Raw genomic sequence first — 13874 nt, forward strand, 5'->3', positions numbered from 1 at the left:
CGCCGGGGGCGGTGACACCAGGGTCGTGCCCGCGACCCCCACCTCGCCGCCCCCGGCGCATTCCTGTGTGACGTGCCGATGAGAGAGATGGCGAGCATGACCGTACAGACCGAACGGCCGCCCTCCGGCCCGCCGGAGGTAGTGAAGTCGGGCGGCGGGCGCAGCGGGGCCCCGCGCACGCCCCGGGCCAGGGCCGGGGCCCTCGCGCCCTATCTGCTGCTGCTTCCCGCGCTCGTGGCGACCCTGCTGTTCCTCGGCTGGCCGCTGGTGAACAACGGGATCCTGTCGTTCCAGAACCTCAACATGAGACAGGTCATCCTGCATCTCACCGAGTGGAACGGCATCGACAACTACAAGGAGGTCCTCAAGAGCGAGGACTTCTGGCGCGTCACCGGGCGGTCGATCGTCTTCACCGCCATCAACGTCGTCCTCATCATGGCGCTCGGCACCCTCATCGGACTGCTGCTCGCCAAGCTCGGCACCAAGATGCGACGGCTGCTCCTGTTCGGCCTCGTCCTCGCCTGGGCCATGCCCGTCGTCGCGGGCACCACGGTCTACCAGTGGCTGTTCGCGCAGCGCTTCGGCGTCGTCAACTGGGTGCTCGCCAAGATCGGCTTCAGCTCCATGGCCGACTACGACTGGTTCGGCGGCCAGTACTCCACCTTCTTCGTGATCATCACGCTGATCGTGTGGATGTCGATCCCCTTCGTGGCGATCAACCTGTACGCCGCCACCACGACCATCCCCAAGGAGCTCTACGAGGCCGCGTCGCTCGACGGCGCGGGCGCCTGGAAGCAGTTCACCTCGGTGACCCTGCCGTTCCTGCGGCCCTTCCTCTACGCCACGACCTTCCTCGAGGTCATCTGGGTCTTCAAGGCCCTCGTCCAGGTCTACGCCATCAACAAGGGCGGCCCCGACCGGCTCACGGAGATCCTGCCCGTGTACGCCTACATCGAGGGCTCGGGCAACCAGCACTACGGCATGGGCTCCGCCATCGCCATGCTGACCATCATCATCATGCTCTTCCTGACCGCGTACCACCTGCGCATCGTGCTCAAGCAAGAGGAGGACGCGTGAAGCGCTCCTGGTTCGGCCGCACCTGGCCCAACGTCGTCGCCGTCGTCCTCTTCATCGGCCTGGTCTTCCCCGTCTACTGGATGTTCGCCACGGCCTTCAAGCCGACCGGCGACATCATCAGCGAGGACCCGGTCTGGATCCCCTTCGACTTCACCGTCGAGCACTTCAAGACGGCCGTCGACGCCGACCACTTCTGGCAGATGGTCAGGAACTCGGTGACCGTCACCGTCCTCGCGGTCGTCTTCTCCCTCGCCATCGCCCTGCTGTCGGCCTTCGCGCTCGCCCGCATGCGGTTCAAGGGCCGCCGGGGCTTCATCATCGGCTTCATGCTGGCCCAGATGGCGCCCTGGGAAGTCATGGTCATCTCGATCTACATGATCGTGCGCGACGCCGAGATGCTGAACAGCCTGGTGCCGCTGACGCTCTTCTACATGGTGATGATCCTGCCCTTCACGATCCTCACGCTGCGCGGCTTCGTCGCCGCCGTGCCCAAGGAGCTGGAGGAGTCCGCGATGGTCGACGGCTGCACCCGTATGCAGGCGTTCCGCCGCGTCATCCTGCCGCTGCTCGCCCCCGGCCTGATGTCCACCTCGCTCTTCGGCTTCATCACCGCCTGGAACGAGTTCCCCATCGCCCTCCTCGTCAACAAGGACCCGGAGTCGAAGACGCTCCCGACGTGGCTGTCGAGCTTCCAGACCGTCTACGGCGACGACTGGGGTGCCACCATGGCCGCGTCCTCGATCTTCGCCATCCCGATCCTGCTCCTCTTCGTCTTCCTCCAGCGGCGCGCCGTCGCCGGTCTGACCGACGGTGCCGTGAAGGGATAACGCACACTCATGAGCTCTACCGCATCCACGCCGGACGCCCTGACGCGTGACGCCCTCACCGTCCTCCAGCCCGGCTTCGGCGGCACCACCGCCCCCGACTGGCTGCTCCGCCACATCGGCGAGGGCCTGGCCGCCGTGGGCCTGTTCGGCCGCAACGTCGAGACGCCCGAGCAGGTGGCCGCGCTCACCGCGCAGCTGCGCGCCGAGCGCGAGGACCTCATCGTCGCCATCGACGAGGAGAGCGGGGACGTCACCCGCCTCGAGGTGCGCACCGGCTCGTCCTTCCCCGGCAACCACGCCCTCGGGGCGGTGGACGACACCGCGCTCACCCGTGGCGTCGCCGCCGAGCTGGGCCGCCGCCTCGCCGAGTGCGGCGTCACCTTCAACTGGGCGCCGTCCGCGGACGTCAACTCCGACCCGGACAACCCGGTCATCGGCGTACGCTCCTTCGGCGCGGACCCCGATCTGGTGGCCCGGCACACCGCCGCGTACATCGAGGGCCTGCAGTCCTCCGGCGTCGCCGCCTGCGCCAAGCACTTCCCGGGCCACGGCGACACCGCCGTCGACTCGCACCACGCCGTGCCGCACATCGGCGTCGACGCGGACGTCCTGGGCGCCCGCGAACTCGCCCCCTTCCGGGCCGCCATCGCCGCGGGCACGCAGGCCGTGATGAGCGCCCACATCAGCGTCCCGGCGCTCGACGCCGCGTACCCGGCGACGCTCTCCCGGCGCATCCTCACCGACCTGCTCCGCGGCGAGCTCGGCTTCGACGGCCTCATCGTCACCGACGGCATCGAGATGCAGGCCATCTCCTCGACGTACGGCATCGAACGCGGCACCGTCCTCGCCATCGCCGCCGGCTGCGACGCCATCTGCGTCGGCGGCGGCCTCCACGACGAGCTGACCGTACGCCGTCTGCGCGACGCCCTCGTGGCGGCCGTGCGCGCGGGCGAGCTGCCCGAGGAGCGGCTCGCCGACGCGGCCGCCCGGGTCCGGGCGCTCGCGCACTGGACCTCGGTGTCGGGCGCGGCCGGGCGTTCGGGGGGCGTGCCCGACACCGAGATCGGCCTGCGCGCGGCCCGCCGCGCCCTGACGGTCACCCACAGCGAGACCTACGCCGGTCCGCTGACCAGCGCCCCCTACGTCGCCGCCTTCACGCCGGTGGCCAACATCGCGGTCGGCGACGAGACCCCGTGGGGCGTCGCCGCCGAACTCGGCCGCCGTCTGCCCGGCACCGAGACCGGCTCCTTCACCGGCGCCGACGCGGGCCGCGAGGCCCTGGCCGCCGCGGGGGACCGGCGCATCGTCGCCGTCGTCCGCGACGCCCACCGCCACCCCTGGATGACGGCCGCCGTGGACCACCTGCTCGCCGCCCGCCCCGACACCGTCGTGGTCGAGATGGGCGTCCCGCAGGCCAAGCCCACCGGCGCCCTGCACATCGCCACCCACGGCGCGGCCCGCGTCTGCGGCATCGCGGCAGCGGAGACGATCACCGGCGCGTAGCACGGAGGCCGAGGGCCGCCAGAGACGAAGGCGCCGGCCGCCCCACCGAGTGGGGCGGCCGGCGCCTTGCGCGTACCCGGGTCCGAGGCCTAGAGCCCCTGCCACGCGGGCTTGTTGGCGTAGGTGTGCCGGAAGTACTCCGCCAGCTTCAGCTTGGACGCCGCGGCCTCGTCCACCACGACCGTCGCGTGCGGGTGCAGCTGGAGCGCCGACGCGGGCACGAGGGATGCCACCGGCCCCTCGACCGTGGCCGCCACGGCGTCCGCCTTGCCCTCGCCCGTCGCGAGCAGCACCAGGTGCCGCGCCTCCAGGATCGTGCCGATGCCCTGCGTGATGACGTGGTGCGGGACCTGGTCGATGTCCCCGTCGAAGAACCGCGCGTTGTCCACGCGGGTCTGCTCGGTCAGGGTCTTGATCCGCGTCCGCGAGGCCAGCGACGAGCAGGGCTCGTTGAACCCGATGTGCCCGTCCGTGCCGATCCCGAGCAGCTGGAGGTCCACCCCGCCCGCCTCGGCGAGCGCGCGGTCGTACGCCTCGCAGGCGCCCTGGACGTCCTCGGCGCTGCCGTCAGGACCCATGAAGGCCGACTCGCTCAGTCCGAGCGGCTCGACGACCTCCCGGAGCACCACCGAGCGGTACGACTCCGGGTGCCCGACCGGAAGCCCGACGTACTCGTCGAGCTGGCAGATCCGCGCCCGCGCCACATCCACGGCACCGCCGCGGACCTTGGCGGCCAGGGCCTCGTAGATGGGCAGCGGGGTCGAGCCGGTGGCGACACCGAGCAGGGCGTCAGGCTTGCGGCGCACCAGGGCGGCCATGGCCTCCGCGATGAGCTCGCCGCCTGCCTTGGCGTCCGGGACGATGACAACTTCCACGCTGGGCCTGCCGATCTGGAGAAGGGGGACGGTGTGGTATAGACCAATCTAGCAGAGCTGCCCCCAGGGAGCGCAGCCCTCTCACACCCATGCTTCCGGCTCCCCACCCACCACGCCCGGCGAACCGGGCACACCTGCGGGGGCGCCCCGGGGCGAGGACGGGACGCTTGCGGCGGGGCGGGCGGGGCGAAGCCTGCCTGGGCGGCAGCCTTGACCCTCCCGAGCTGAGGGCAGCGCCCCTGAAGCCCGCCGGAGCCGGGGCGGCGGTCCGGTGCCCCCCGGAGCTGAGGGCGGCGACCCTGAAGCCTGCCTGGGCTGAGGGTGCCGCGTCCTGAGCCCATCGAGGCCCGCCCGGCCCCAGGGCCCCGTGTCCGAGCCCCCTGAACAAGGAGCGCTCACGGCCGGGAGCGAGCAGAGTGGTACGCATGACCGTGACCCCCTCCTCCCCGTACAGCGAGCAGCCGGGCCGCATCATGTCCCGGGAGATGGCCGAGCAGCCCGACGTGCTGCGGCGCATCCTCGACGTCGGCGCTCCCGGGATCCGCCGGACCGCCGAAGAGGTCGCGGCGAAGCGCCCCCGCTTCGTGCTGCTCACAGCCCGCGGCACCTCCGACCACGCCGCGCTCTACGCCAAGTACCTCCTCGAAGTCCGCCTCGGCCTGCCCTGCGGGCTGACCTCCATGTCCACGACCACGGCCTACAGCGCCACGCCCGACCTCCGGGACGTCCTCGTCATCACCGTGAGCCAGTCGGGCGGCTCCCCGGACCTGGTGGCCTCCACCCAGGCCGCCCGCGAGGCCGGTGCCGTCACCCTCGCCGTCACCAACAACCCGGACTCGCCCCTCGCGGCCGTCTCCGAGCACCACATCGACATCCTCGCGGGCCCGGAGAAGGCCCTCCCGGCGACGAAGACCTACACGGCGTCCCTGCTCGCCCTGTACCTCTTCGTCGAGGGCCTGCGCGGGAGCGACGGCGCTCAGGCCGGTGCCCTGCCCGGCCTCGCCGCGGACCTCCTGGCGCGGCAGGAGGAGATCCGCGCCCTCGCCGCGCGCTACCGCTTCGCCGAACGCATGGTGATCACCTCTCGCGGCTACGGCTACCCCACCGCCAAGGAAGCCGCCCTGAAGCTGATGGAGACCAGCTACATCCCCGCCCTCGCCTACTCCGGCGCCGACCTCCTGCACGGCCCTCTCGCCATGGTCGACAACATCTCGCCCGTCATCGCGGTGGTGACCGACGGCAGGGGAGGGGAGGCGCTCCAGCCCGTCCTCGACCGGCTGCGCGGCCGCGGTGCCGACCTGGTGGTCATCGGCCCCAAGGCCCAGGTCGAGCAGGCGTCCGCCGGATTCGTACTCCCGACGGAGGACGTGGCCGAGGAGCTTCAGCCGATCCTGGAGATCATCCCCCTGCAACTCCTCGCCTACGAGGTCACCATCGCGCGCGGCCAGGATCCCGACGCGCCCAGGGCGCTGGCGAAGGTGACGGAGACCCGCTGACCGGCCGAGGCCCCGCCGGGGGCCGGGGTCGAAGGCGGGAGCCGGGGCCGGGACCGCTCAGGCCAGCGAGCCCCCCGTGGCGTCGAGCCACTGGCCCGTCACCCAGCGGCCGTCCGGCGAGGCGAGGAAGGCGACCACGTCGGCTATGTCCTCCACGGTGCCGACCTTGCCGAGGGCGGACAGCGCCGCCGCGCCCGCCCACGCCTCCTTGTTCTCCTCGCCGCGCAGCCAGGCGGCGTTGATGTCCGTGTCCACCACCCCCGGGGCGACCGAGTTCACCGTGATGCCCCGGGGGCCGAGGACCTTCGACAGATTCCGGGTGAAGACGTCCAGGGCGCCCTTCGTCATCGCGTACGTCATGATGTCCGGCATGACGGCGGCGCGGGAGACGCCGGACGAGATGTTGATGATCCGGCCGCCGTCGCGCAGGCGCTCCGCGCCGAGCTGCGTGATGAAGTACGGCGCCTTGGCGTTCACCGCGAAGAGCCGGTCGAACTCCGCCTCGTCGGTGTCCGCGAAGGGGTGTGACGTGCCGATCCCCGCGTTGTTCACCAGGATGTCGAGGCCGTCCGCGTGGGCGTCGAACGCCGACCACAGCGCCTGTGCGTCTCCCGGCGTCCCCAGATGCGCGCCGATCGCGAACGCCGAGCCGCCCGCCCGCTCGATCGCCGCCACCGTCTCCTTCGCGGCCGCCGCGTTGCTGCCGTAGTGCACCGCGACGCGGGCGCCGTCCCGGCCGAGCCGCTCGGCGATCCCCCGCCCGATGCCCCGGCTGCCGCCCGTGACGAGCGCGGTCCTCCCCGCGAGCCGCCCCGCCGCCGGTCCGGCCGCCGGAGCGCTCGCCCCCGGCGCCGTCTCCCCGAGAGCCGTCCCCGTCTCATTCCCCTTCAGCGCACCCATGACCAGGCGCCCCCCTCTTTCTCTAGCGGTCGCTACACAAAGACCGTACCCGATCTCCCTCCCTCTTTTCTAGCGCCCGCTATAGAATTTTTCCCATGGCGACGAAACAGCGAGGCAGGCCCCGCTCCTTCGACCGTGAGACGGCCCTGGAGAAGGCCCTGCGCACGTTCTGGGAGCAGGGGTACGAGACGACGTCCGTGTCCGACCTCACCCGCGAGCTCGGCATCGGCGCGCCCAGCCTGTACGCGGCCTTCGGCGACAAGCGGACCCTGTTCGCCGAGGTCCTCCAGCGCTACGCCGTCTCGTACGGAGCCTTCGGCGCCCGCGCCCTGGACGAGGAGCCGACCGTCCGCGCGGGCGTCGAGCGCATGCTGCGCGAGGCGGCCGCGGAGTACACGGACCCGACGCATCCGCACGGCTGCCTCGTCATCCACGCCGCGGTCAACTGCGCGACGCCCGAGGTCGAGCAGACCCTGCGCGACCAGCGCAACGCGAACGTGGCCTCGTTCGAGGACCGCATCAAGGCGGCCGTGGCGAGCGGCGAGCTGCCCCGGGGCACGGACACGGCGGCGCTCGCCCGCTATGTGGGCGCCGTCCTGCAGGGCCTGTCCCAGCAGTCGAGGGACGGCGCCACCCGCGAGGAGCTGGAGGCCGTCGCGGAGCTGGCGATGCGGGCCTGGCCGGCGCCCGAGCCGGTGGCCGCCGCGCACTGAGCTGTCGGTCTTCACGCGCCGGGCCGTCGGCCTTCGCGCGTTGAGCCGTCGGCCTCCCCGCACCGAGCCGTCGGGCCCCGCCTGCTGGGCCGACGGGTCCACCTCTCCTGGGCCGTCGGGTTCCGCAGGCCGCGACGGCGTGTCCCGGGCCCCCGCGCACGGCACCGCGACAAACATCTCCCCGTACGTAGACAGACGAGAATGGTCTAGTCCACAATGCGGGTATAAGCCCCGCCCTCCCCGCACAGGAGAGCGGACCGAGGATCCGGCGCTCTCTGCCCTGACCGCGTCGGCTTCTCCCGAATCGGCGGCCGATACCGCACAGTCCGGCTGTCGATGCACCAAAGGGCTGCGGTGTTGGGGACGGGTTGAGGGTCCCGCCCTGGCGCCGCGGCCCGTCGGGGCGCCCGCCGCCCCCGCGCGGGGGAGCGGACCCCGGGCCCCGCCCGGGCCGCCAGGTACGCTCGCACACGTGCCCTCCATGAACGACCTCGTACGTCAGCACACAGCCCTCGGCGACTCCGACCTCGAGTGGCTGCACCTGCTGGTCTCGGAGTGGCAGCTGCTCTCCGACCTGTCCTTCGCCGACCTCGTCCTGTGGGTCCCCACGCGCGACGGCACCCGCTATGTCTCCGTGGCGCAGATGCGGCCCAACACCGGCCCCACCTCCTACCAGGACGACATGGTCGGCCACCTCGTCCCGCGCGGCCGCCGCCCGCTCCTGGACGCCGCCCTCGACGAGGGCCGCATCGTGCGCGAGGGCGACCCGGAGTGGCGCGAGGAGGTCCCCGTACGGGTCGAGTCCATCCCCGTGCGCCGGGAAGGACGCGTCCTCGGGGTCATCGCCCGCAACACCAACCTGCTGACGGTGCGCACCCCTTCACGCCTGGAGCTCACCTACCTCCAGTCGGCCTCCGACCTGGCGCAGATGATCGCGGCGGGCTCCTTCCCGTTCCCCGACCAGCAGGTCGACATGGACGCCTCCCCGCGCGTGGGGGACGGTCTGATCCGGCTCGACGCGGACGGCATCGTGCAGTACGCGTCGCCGAACGCCCTGTCCGCGTACCACCGCCTCGGTCTCGCCGCCGACCTCGTGGGCCACCACCTCGGCAAGGCGACCGCCGAACTCGCCCCGTCCCGGGGGCCGGTGGACGAGGCGCTGATCAAGCTCGCCAGCGGCTGGGCGCCCCGCGAGTTCGAGATCGAGGGCGGCGACGGCGTGATCCAGCTGCGCGCCATCCCGCTCAAGCCCAAGGGCCCGCGCATCGGTTCGCTCGTGCTCCTGCGCGACGTCACCGAACTGCGCCGCCGCGAGCGCGAGTTGATCACCAAGGACGCCACCATCCGGGAGATCCACCACCGGGTGAAGAACAACCTCCAGACGGTCGCGGCCCTGCTGCGCCTCCAGGCGCGCCGCATCGACTCCGTATCGGGTCGCGAGGCGCTCGAAGAGGCGGTCCGCCGGGTGGGCTCCATCGCCATCGTCCACGAGACGCTCTCGCAGAACCTGGACGAGCGCGTGGAGTTCGACGACATCGCCGACCGCGTCCTCGCGATGGTCGCGGAGATCTCGCCCGGCAAGGTGACGGGCCGCCGCACGGGCCGCTTCGGCATCCTCGACGCCGAGGTCGCCACTCCGCTGTCGATGGTCCTCACCGAGGTCCTGCAGAACGCCCTGGAGCACGGTTTCCGCGAGGGTGACACCGGCACCGTCGAGGTGTCCGCGGTGCGCGGCGGCACCACCAAGGACGCCCGCCTGCTGATCACCGTCCAGGACGACGGCGTCGGCCTGCCGGAAGGCTTCGATCCGCACCGCGCGGGCAATCTCGGTCTGCAAATCGTCCGCACCCTTGTCGAGGGCGAACTGGGCGGCACGTTCGACATGGTCCGCGCCCCGGAGCGCGGTACGCGCGTCGTCCTGGACATTCCGGTACGCGCCGACAAGTGACGCCGGGGCCCAGCGCCGGAGCCCCCGAAGGACGGCCGCCGCGGCGGCCGACACCGCGCGCGGCGGCAACCCCGGCCCGCGCGCACAGCGAGAAGCCCCGGACCGGGTGGGTCCGGGGCTTCTCGTTCACGTTGCGATGCGCACCGGGGGTGCTGCGCGGCTGCGGCTCGGGGGCGGGGGTTGCGTACGCGCTGTACGCGCCGCCGGGCTCAGGCTCGTGGGGCGTGGGCGTCAGGCGCTGGCCTGGCGCGCCCGGTTGCGGGCGGCGCGGCGCTTCATCGCGCGGCGCTCGTCCTCGCTGAGGCCACCCCAGACGCCGGAGTCCTGACCGGACTCGAGCGCCCACTGCAGGCACTGCTCAATGACAGGGCAGCGACGGCAGACGGCCTTGGCTTCCTCGATCTGCAGCAGCGCAGGACCGGTGTTGCCGATGGGGAAGAACAGCTCGGGGTCTTCCTCGCGGCAAACGGCGTTGTGACGCCAGTCCATGGCTGCTACCTCTCCTTGGGTCTTACATGCAGGGTGCTTGTGAATGTGAACGCTTTCACGAATCCCTCCGCGCGGGAAGGGCCGACTCCCAGTTGCCTGGTGTGGACCTTGTGGTGAGAGGAGGGGTTCTGGCGGTCTGTAGAGGCCGGTGTTGCGGGCCGTCCCGATCGCCACCTAGAGATTCGCAAACCTCGGCGGCGGATACAACCCCTTCCGGAAAGTTTTTTTTGATTCCTTAGTGTCGACTGGGTCACAGCCGTACTTCCATGGGGTGGATCCTGGCCTAAACGTTCGAGTGAAAGGACTTTAGGCCCTTCCACTCACACAATCACACGCAGTGCGCGGCGTACGCCTGTGAACGTCACGCTCGTCCGCAGCCCCAGGTGGTCGCCGTCCATCTGGAGGGGCAGAGGCGCCTTCGAATGCAAGGTGAAGTCCGTCAGGTCGTGCAGCGAGACCGCGTTCTTCCCGTGCGGCCCCCGTTCGGGGGTCGAGCGCAGCAGTTGGGTGCCGTAACGGGCCACCGAAGCGGTCGAAAGACGCTTCAGTCCGAGGACGTCGAGACCGGTGTCGAACGACGCCTGCGGGGAGGCGTACAGGGGGCGATTGCCCAGGTAGGACCAGGGGGAGGTGTTGCAGATTATGGACATCACGAGGTCCGTCACCGGCTCCTCGCCCGCCCGCTCCAGGGTGATCGCCCCGTGCCGGCGGTCGCTCTCGCCGAGGAGCTGGCGTACCACCTGGCGTACGTAAAGGGCGTGCGTCGATTTCTTGCCTCGCTCGCGGTGCTGTTCGACGCGGCCGACCACGCCCGCGTCGAAGCCGAGCCCGGCCGCGAAGGTGAACCAGCGCGCCGGAACCGCCTCGTCCTCGGTCCCCGGAGTGCCCGAGACCCGGCCGAGGCTCACCGTCCGTTCGCTTCCCTCACGCAGCGCGTCCAGGATGGCGCCGGTCGCCTCCACGGCGTCGTTCGGCAGCCCCAGGGCGCGCGCGAACACATTGGTCGAGCCCCCGGGGACGACGGCCAGGCGGGGCAGGTTCTCCGGAGAGGGGCCGTTGTGCAGGAGACCGTTGACGACTTCGTTGACGGTGCCGTCGCCGCCGAGGGCGACGACCAGCTCGACGTCCTCGCTCTCCGCGGCCTGCCGGCCGAGGTCGCGGGCGTGACCGCGGTACTCCGTAGTCACCGCTTCCAGCTTCATCTCGCTCGCCAGCGCGTGGATCAGTACGTCACGCGTGCGCGCACTGGTGGTAGTAGCCGCCGGATTGACCACGAGGAGAGCACGCATGCGCAGCAGACTACCTAGCCGCCTTTACCCGGCCCAGACCGAGGTCTCGCCCGGGCCTCACCCACGGTGCCCGCGTCGGCGCCGCCCGCGGCTACCCTCGATGCGTGAGCACTGAGCCGAAGACCACCCCCGAAGCCCCGGAAACAGGGCCGCGTCCCGGGCGCCTGACGGCCGCCGCGGCGCTCGCCGCGCTGGAGGGCCTCGCCCTCGTCGTCGGCGGTGCGTACATGCTCGTGATGGGTCTGGCGGGCGATCCCGACAACCCGCGGCAGGCCACGACCGGCGGGGTCACGCTGATCGTCCTCGCGCTGCTGCCGCTGATCGCCGCGCGCGGCCTGCTGCGGCTGCGCCGGTGGGCCCGCGGCCCCGCGATCATCACGCAGATCATGGCGCTGCCGGTGGCCTGGCAGCTGCTGCAGGCGGACAGCGCGATGATCCCCGGCGGTATCGCGCTCGCGGCGATCGCGATCGCCACGCTCGTCCTCCTCGTGAACCCCGCGGCGACCGAGGCGCTGGGCATCGGCGGGCCCGGCTCCGTACAGGAAGACGGCAAGTAGCCCCCGACAAGACGGCAGGTAGCCCCCGACCCCTCACAGGGGCGGGAAGGCCGTGGCCCCCGCGTGCGGCGCGTCGCCGCGCGCGGGGACGGTCACTCCTCCACGAGGAGCTTCTCCCGCAGCTGGGCCAGTGTGCGGGCGAGTAGCCGGGAGACGTGCATCTGGGAGATGCCGACCTCCTGGGCGATCTGCGACTGCGTCATGTTGCCGAAGAAGCGCAGGAGCAGGATCCGCTTCTCCCGGGGCGGCAGGTCCTCCAGGAGCGGCTTGAGGGACTCGCGGTACTCGACGCCCTCCAGGGCCTCGTCCTCGGCGCCGAGGGTGTCCGCGACGGCCGGGGACTCGTCGTCCGTGTCCGGGACGTCCAGGGACAGCGTGGAGTACGCGTTGGCCGACTCGAGGCCCTCCAGGACCTCCTCCTCGGAGATCGCCAGCTTCTCGGCCAGCTCGTGCACGGTGGGGGAGCGGCCGTGCAGCTGGGAGAGCTCGGCGGTCGCCGTCGTCAGGGCCAGGCGCAGCTCCTGCAGCCGCCGCGGGACGCGCACCGCCCAGCCCTTGTCGCGGAAGTGGCGCTTGATCTCGCCGACGACCGTCGGCGTCGCGTACGTCGAGAACTCCACGCCGCGGTCCGGGTCGAAGCGGTCCACGGACTTGATCAGGCCGATCGTGGCGACCTGCGTCAGGTCGTCCAGGGGTTCGCCGCGGTTGCGGAAGCGGCGGGCCAGGTGCTCCACGAGCGGCAGGTGCATGCGGACCAGCCGGTTGCGCAGCTCCGCGTACTCCGGGCTGCCGTCCGTCAGCGCGCGCAGTTCCACGAACATCGCTCGCGCGCCGCTGCGGTCCTGTGGATCGTGTCGGCTGTGCTGCTCGTGCTCGCTCATCGTCCCGCCCGTCACCAGCCGCCGCCCTTCTGGGGTCGCGCCCCCAGTGCTGGACGCCCGGGGGGACCCCCTGCGTGCGGCGCCTACTCGGTCCTTTCGCCCCCCGCCCGGGCCGGACAGCCCGTCGAGCCCGTCCTCGGCGGTCGGCTCTGCCTCATCCGGCATCGCTGTCTTCTCGGCCACCGTCAGCGGACCCGACTGCTCCGGGTCCTGCGGGTGGGGCCTCGCCTGCTGCTCGGGGATGCCTCCGGGGGCAGGCCCCGGCTCCGCGGGACCGCCGCGCCCCGCGACCGGGCGCGTGCCGCCCCTGCCGCGGCCGGGCAGGCCGTGGGTGCCGTGTTTGCCGGGTGTTCCGCGCTCTTCGTCCCGCACCGGCCCGTCCCCGTTCCTCACGCCGGCCCGGGTCCCGCGCCGCGTTGTTTGTAGAGGCTGATCGAAACGGTTTTGTCGTCGCCGACCGAGGAGTCGACCTTGCCCGCGAGGGCCGAGAGCACAGTCCAGGCGAAGGTGTCCCGCTCCGGAGCGCGGCCGTCGGTGGTGGGGGCCGACACGGTCACCTCCAACGAGTCGTCGACGAGCCGGAAGACGCAGCTGAGCACGGAGCCGGGCACGGCCTGCTGGAGCAGGATCGCGCAGGCCTCGTCGACCGCGATGCGGAGGTCCTCGATCTCGTCCAGGGTGAAGTCCAAGCGCGCCGCGAGGCCGGCCGTGGCCGTACGCAGCACCGACAGGTAGGCACCCGCAGCCGGAAGGCGGACCTCTACGAAGTCCTGATTCCCGGGCTCGCCTGCGATCTGGGACACCCTCACCTCCAAGGTGGTACAAGCACTTTCGGGGCTCCGGGGCCGCTCTCCGGCGGCCCGGACTGCGTCACTCGGGTAACGCACCTCGTCTTTCAGCGGTGACGCTACCGCGCTGCTCAGTTCCGTGTCCCGGGGCCCCGCCCCGTTGCTGTCACTCATAGTAAGCCTACGGGTACGGACAGTGGCTAGGGGTTTTGCGGGCCCAATTGGAAAGAACGAGCGTCGGGTTGACGTACCCAGGCCTCAGACGATCGAACCGTCGACAAAGCACCAACGCCAGCTTTCACCCGGCTCGAAGGACCGCATCACGGGGTGACCGGTCTCCTTGAAGTGCGCCGTCGCGTGCTGGAACGGGGAGGAGTCGCAGCACCCCACGTGCCCGCACGTCAGGCACAGCCGCAGTTGTACGGGGTGGCTGCCGGCCGCGAGGCACTCCGGGCAGGTTTCGCCCAGCGGCTCGGGTTCGGGGTGGGGCAGCGCGCTGACGTGCGGACACTCGTTCATGATGGCCAGGTT

Annotated in this window: 14 protein-coding genes; 7 read left to right on the forward strand and 7 right to left on the reverse strand. The window is 71.6% G+C overall.

The window, feature by feature from the left end:
* The first annotated feature begins 96 nt into the window (after positions 1–96).
* Genes C9F11_RS27190 through C9F11_RS27200 form a run of 3 tightly spaced genes read left to right on the forward strand, consistent with a single transcriptional unit; the run spans position 97 to position 3407 of the window.
* Positions 97–1077, forward strand: a complete 981-nt coding sequence (locus tag C9F11_RS27190; protein WP_138961712.1) for a sugar ABC transporter permease — start codon at positions 97–99, stop codon at positions 1075–1077.
* Positions 1074–1904 (forward strand): carbohydrate ABC transporter permease, encoded by an 831-nt coding sequence (locus tag C9F11_RS27195; RefSeq protein ID WP_138961713.1) that lies wholly within the window; start codon positions 1074–1076, stop codon positions 1902–1904. Before C9F11_RS27190 ends, C9F11_RS27195 begins: the two co-directional genes overlap by 4 nt.
* A gap of 9 nt (positions 1905–1913) precedes the next feature.
* Positions 1914–3407 carry a glycoside hydrolase family 3 protein gene (locus C9F11_RS27200; RefSeq protein ID WP_138961715.1) on the forward strand — a complete coding sequence of 498 codons (1494 nt, stop codon included), beginning with the start codon at positions 1914–1916 and terminating at the stop codon, positions 3405–3407.
* Between the two features lie 89 nt (positions 3408–3496).
* On the opposite strand, the gene nagB is transcribed toward C9F11_RS27200, so the two are convergent.
* Positions 3497–4282: a glucosamine-6-phosphate deaminase gene (gene nagB, locus C9F11_RS27205; RefSeq protein WP_138961717.1), complete on the reverse strand. Its 786-nt coding sequence runs from the start codon at positions 4280–4282 to the stop codon at positions 3497–3499.
* A 425-nt stretch (positions 4283–4707) separates the two neighbouring features.
* Between nagB and C9F11_RS27210 the strand changes: the two genes are divergently transcribed.
* A complete protein-coding gene (locus C9F11_RS27210) occupies positions 4708–5778 on the forward strand; it encodes an SIS domain-containing protein (RefSeq protein ID WP_138961718.1) in 1071 nt (356 codons plus the stop codon).
* Between the two features lie 57 nt (positions 5779–5835).
* Here C9F11_RS27210 and C9F11_RS27215 read toward each other — a convergent pair whose 3' ends face one another.
* Positions 5836–6678, reverse strand: a complete 843-nt coding sequence (locus C9F11_RS27215; RefSeq protein WP_138961720.1) for an SDR family oxidoreductase — start codon at positions 6676–6678, stop codon at positions 5836–5838.
* A 95-nt stretch (positions 6679–6773) separates the two neighbouring features.
* Between C9F11_RS27215 and C9F11_RS27220 the strand changes: the two genes are divergently transcribed.
* Entirely contained in the window at positions 6774–7391 is a 618-nt protein-coding gene (locus C9F11_RS27220; RefSeq protein WP_138961721.1) for a TetR/AcrR family transcriptional regulator, read from the forward strand.
* Positions 7392–7872: 481 nt separating this feature from the next.
* Positions 7873–9339 carry a PAS domain-containing sensor histidine kinase gene (locus C9F11_RS27225; RefSeq protein WP_138967058.1) on the forward strand — a complete coding sequence of 489 codons (1467 nt, stop codon included), beginning with the start codon at positions 7873–7875 and terminating at the stop codon, positions 9337–9339.
* A gap of 231 nt (positions 9340–9570) precedes the next feature.
* Here C9F11_RS27225 and C9F11_RS27230 read toward each other — a convergent pair whose 3' ends face one another.
* Positions 9571–9828, reverse strand: coding sequence for a WhiB family transcriptional regulator (locus C9F11_RS27230; RefSeq protein ID WP_003992873.1), 258 nt, complete (start codon positions 9826–9828; stop codon positions 9571–9573).
* A gap of 320 nt (positions 9829–10148) precedes the next feature.
* Positions 10149–11117, reverse strand: a complete 969-nt coding sequence (locus tag C9F11_RS27235; RefSeq protein ID WP_138961722.1) for a diacylglycerol kinase family protein — start codon at positions 11115–11117, stop codon at positions 10149–10151.
* 104 nt (positions 11118–11221) lie between these two features.
* Here C9F11_RS27235 and C9F11_RS27240 point away from each other — a divergent pair, with 104 nt between their 5' ends.
* Positions 11222–11674: a hypothetical protein gene (locus C9F11_RS27240; protein WP_138961724.1), complete on the forward strand. Its 453-nt coding sequence runs from the start codon at positions 11222–11224 to the stop codon at positions 11672–11674.
* Positions 11675–11766: 92 nt separating this feature from the next.
* Here the strand turns inward: C9F11_RS27240 and C9F11_RS27245 are convergent, their stop codons facing one another.
* From C9F11_RS27245 to C9F11_RS27255, 3 genes are all read right to left on the reverse strand, one after another.
* Positions 11767–12879: an RNA polymerase sigma factor SigF gene (locus C9F11_RS27245; protein ID WP_216677480.1), complete on the reverse strand. Its 1113-nt coding sequence runs from the start codon at positions 12877–12879 to the stop codon at positions 11767–11769.
* A gap of 65 nt (positions 12880–12944) precedes the next feature.
* Positions 12945–13358: an anti-sigma regulatory factor gene (locus tag C9F11_RS27250; RefSeq protein ID WP_138961726.1), complete on the reverse strand. Its 414-nt coding sequence runs from the start codon at positions 13356–13358 to the stop codon at positions 12945–12947.
* Between the two features lie 243 nt (positions 13359–13601).
* On the reverse strand, positions 13602–13862 hold the full coding sequence (locus C9F11_RS27255; RefSeq protein WP_138961728.1) for a UBP-type zinc finger domain-containing protein: 261 nt from the start codon (positions 13860–13862) through the stop codon (positions 13602–13604).
* Between the last annotated feature and the right edge of the window lie 12 nt (positions 13863–13874).

Source organism: Streptomyces sp. YIM 121038 (assembly GCF_006088715.1).
Classification (GTDB): Bacteria; Actinomycetota; Actinomycetes; order Streptomycetales; family Streptomycetaceae; genus Streptomyces.

Excerpts from the sequence above, each read along its gene's own strand:
- C9F11_RS27230 (WP_003992873.1), bottom strand. The coding sequence starts at position 9,828 with ATGGACTGGCGTCACAACGCCGTTTGCCGCGAGGAAGACCCCGAGCTG.
- C9F11_RS27225 (WP_138967058.1), top strand. The coding sequence starts at position 7,873 with ATGAACGACCTCGTACGTCAGCACACAGCCCTCGGCGACTCCGACCTC.
- C9F11_RS27220 (WP_138961721.1), top strand. The coding sequence starts at position 6,774 with ATGGCGACGAAACAGCGAGGCAGGCCCCGCTCCTTCGACCGTGAGACG.
- C9F11_RS27190 (WP_138961712.1), top strand. The coding sequence starts at position 97 with ATGACCGTACAGACCGAACGGCCGCCCTCCGGCCCGCCGGAGGTAGTG.
- C9F11_RS27235 (WP_138961722.1), bottom strand. The coding sequence starts at position 11,117 with ATGCGTGCTCTCCTCGTGGTCAATCCGGCGGCTACTACCACCAGTGCG.
- C9F11_RS27215 (WP_138961720.1), bottom strand. The coding sequence starts at position 6,678 with ATGGGTGCGCTGAAGGGGAATGAGACGGGGACGGCTCTCGGGGAGACG.
- C9F11_RS27255 (WP_138961728.1), bottom strand. The coding sequence starts at position 13,862 with ATGAACGAGTGTCCGCACGTCAGCGCGCTGCCCCACCCCGAACCCGAG.
- C9F11_RS27210 (WP_138961718.1), top strand. The coding sequence starts at position 4,708 with ATGACCGTGACCCCCTCCTCCCCGTACAGCGAGCAGCCGGGCCGCATC.
- C9F11_RS27200 (WP_138961715.1), top strand. The coding sequence starts at position 1,914 with ATGAGCTCTACCGCATCCACGCCGGACGCCCTGACGCGTGACGCCCTC.